Raw genomic sequence first — 2,706 nt, forward strand, 5'->3', positions numbered from 1 at the left:
CGGCCGGGTTCCCGGTCCGGCGCGAGGGCGGCGGTTCCGCCGACCTCGCCGCAGCGGGCGCGGTCCTGGACGCCGGCGGGACCGTGGTCGTGTTCCCGTCCGGGAGCCGCACCGCGGCCGCCGGCACCTGCCACACCGGCGCGTTCCGCCTGGCCGCCGCCCACGGGGTTCCTGTCGTCCCGATCGGGATCACGGGGACAGCCACACTCGCACCCCCGGGCGGGTCGCACCGCCGCGCACGGGTCGAGGTGCGGATCGGTGCGCCCCTCGAGGTCACCGACGTCGACGACGCGACCACCCGGGCCCGCGCCGCCATCGAGGCCCTCGCGGGTCCCGCCGCCCACGCCACCGACTCCCGGCTGCGGATGTCGGTCGCCCGGCTCGCGAGCCGGCCGCGCGCCGCCTGGGTCCTCGCGGCGGCCGCGTTCGCCGAGGCGGTCTCGTGGCCGTTGCTGCCCGAACTCACCCTCGCCGCCCTCCTGCTCGCCGGGGTGGTCGCACCGAGGGCCGGGAGTGCCCGGTGGTTCGCCTCGGCCCGGGCCCGGGCCGTGGTGCGGTTGGTGCTCGCGGCGGGCATCGGCAGCGTGCTGGGCGGCCTGACCACGGCGGTGGCCGCGCGCCACGGTCTGCTGTTCCCGCAACCGCTGACCACGCCCGGGATGTCGGTCGCTGTCCGTCGCGCGGACCTCGCGCACGGCGCAGCCGGCGTGTGGTCGCAACCGCTGTCGGGGGTGCCGTTCAAGGTGTTCGCGCGCGCGGCCGGCCGGGACGGTCTGGACCTCCGCGCGTGGGCGGGTCACGCCCTGCTGGCCCGCACGGCACGGCTCGTCGCGGTGGCCGCCGTCGCGGTGACGGCGTCGCGCTGGATCGACCGTCGGCCGCGCGCGTACCCGTGCGTGCTCGCCGTGGGCGCGGCCCTGTTCGTGGTCGGGCTCGCGACGGTCGTCACCGACTGGAGGTGAGGCGCGGGCGGGGGCTGGGCACCGTGACGGTATGACCGACTCGACCACGTCCACCGACTCGACCCCGCCCACCGACGACGACGGCATCGCCAAGCTCGCCGAGCTGCTCGAGGGCGTGCACACCGTCATGTTCACCACCGTCGACGACGACGGCACGCTGGTCTCGCGACCGATGGCCGTGCAGGACAGCGAGTTCGACGGCGACCTGTGGCTGCTCGCGTTGAAGGACTCCCCGAAGGTCCAGCAGATCCGGTCCGACGCCCACGTGGCGATCACCTACATGTCGAACGACACCTGGATCTCGATCGACGGGCACGCCGAACTGGTCGACGACCGCCAGCGCATCCACGACTACTGGAACCCGTTCGTCCAGGCCTGGTTCACCGACGGTCCGGACGACCCGAACGTCACCCTCATCAAGGTCGTCGGCGAGCGCGGCGAGTGGTGGGAGAACAGCGGCAACCGCGTGACCAGCACCCTGAAGATGCTGCGCAGCGCGGTCACCAACAAGCCCGCCACCGACGTCGGCGAGAACGCGAAGGTCGACCTCTGACGCGTCGGCCGGCCCGAGGCCTGCTGTCTCAGACCGGGCTCCCGGCCAGCGCCTCGATCCGTTCGGCGAGCACCTCGGCCGTGACCGGCCGCTGGGCGAGATCGGGGTTGATGGCCTCGGTGATGACCGCGGCCACCGCCGGCGGCACGGAGTCCGCGACCTTGGGCTGACCCGCGAACACCTTGCGCAACGCGAGCATCGGGTCACCGGTGGGCAGCTCGCCGTAGAGCCCGTGACCCGCGACCACCTTGTGCAGCGTCGCGCCGATCGAGAACATGTCGGTCGCGCGCGAGGCCGGTGCCCCCTGGATCAACAACGGGTCGACGTACTCGATCGAGGTCGTCGAGCCCATGCCGGTGATCGTGACGCCCGGGGTCAGCAACTGCGAGAGCCCGAGGTCGGTCAGCTTGGCGGTGTGGTCGCCGAGCAGGATGTTGGCGGGCTTGATGTCGCGGTGGACGATGCCGGCCTCGTGCAGGGCGTGCGCGGCCCGGGCCGCGGAGGCCACCGCGGCGAGCGCGCGGGGGGTCGACACCGAGCCCAGCGCACTCTCGAGGTCACCTCCCTCGAGGTACTCCATCGCGTAGTAGAACGCCTCGCCCTGCTGGCCCGCGTCGAACAGCGTGACCAGGTGGGGCGAGGGGACCGCGGCGAACGCCGACAGTTCCCGCGTGGCGCGGCGGAAGACGTCCTCGGTCACCAGGCCGGAGAGCACCTTGACCGCGACGTACTCGTGGTCGATCGGGAGCCGGGCGGGCGTGCGGGCGAGGAAGAACTCGCCGTTGTTGCCCTTGCCCAGGGACCTGACGAACTCGTAGTCGGCGATGCCGTCGATCACGTGCCGCTCTCCGTTCCGGCGGCGACGAGGTCGCCCGCCCAGTCGCCGACCTGCTCGGCGGTCTCGTCCACACCAGCGCGGACCCGCAGGTGGGTTGCGGTCGCACCCTGGTCGTCGGCGACGGTCAGCCACCACGACCCGGGTGCAGGCTCGCCCGACGTCACCCGGACGCCGTGCTTGGCCAGTTCGGCGACGGCCGCCCGGCCGCGTCGGCCGCTGTCCTCGGACACCGTCAGCGGCAGTCCGCGGCCGACGGCGACCTGCGCCGCGAGGGTGAGGGCGGCGGCGGCGTCGGTCGACGACGTCAGCCGGACGGCGACCGCGGGCGGGTCGGCCGGGGGCGTCGCCACGAC

At 74.0% G+C, this 2,706-nt stretch carries 4 protein-coding genes; 2 read left to right on the top strand and 2 right to left on the bottom strand.

What is annotated here, in order from left to right; all coding sequences use genetic code 11:
• Together ACXR2U_RS23960 and ACXR2U_RS23965 are read left to right on the top strand one after the other, a co-directional pair.
• A partial coding sequence (locus tag ACXR2U_RS23960; RefSeq protein WP_458827608.1) for a lysophospholipid acyltransferase family protein occupies positions 1-962 on the top strand: 962 nt, incomplete at its 5' end.
• 31 nt (positions 963-993) lie between these two features.
• Positions 994-1,515 (top strand): pyridoxamine 5'-phosphate oxidase family protein, encoded by a 522-nt coding sequence (locus tag ACXR2U_RS23965; RefSeq protein ID WP_458827609.1) that lies wholly within the window; start codon positions 994-996, stop codon positions 1,513-1,515.
• 28 nt (positions 1,516-1,543) lie between these two features.
• Here the strand turns inward: ACXR2U_RS23965 and ACXR2U_RS23970 are convergent, their stop codons facing one another.
• Both ACXR2U_RS23970 and ACXR2U_RS23975 read right to left on the bottom strand, forming a co-directional pair.
• Positions 1,544-2,353, bottom strand: a complete 810-nt coding sequence (locus tag ACXR2U_RS23970; RefSeq protein ID WP_458827610.1) for a protein kinase domain-containing protein — start codon at positions 2,351-2,353, stop codon at positions 1,544-1,546.
• On the bottom strand, positions 2,350-2,706 hold a 357-nt coding region (locus tag ACXR2U_RS23975; protein WP_458827611.1), incomplete at its 5' end, for a hypothetical protein. The genes ACXR2U_RS23975 and ACXR2U_RS23970, both read right to left, overlap by 4 nt.

Source organism: Jatrophihabitans sp. YIM 134969 (assembly GCF_054456675.1).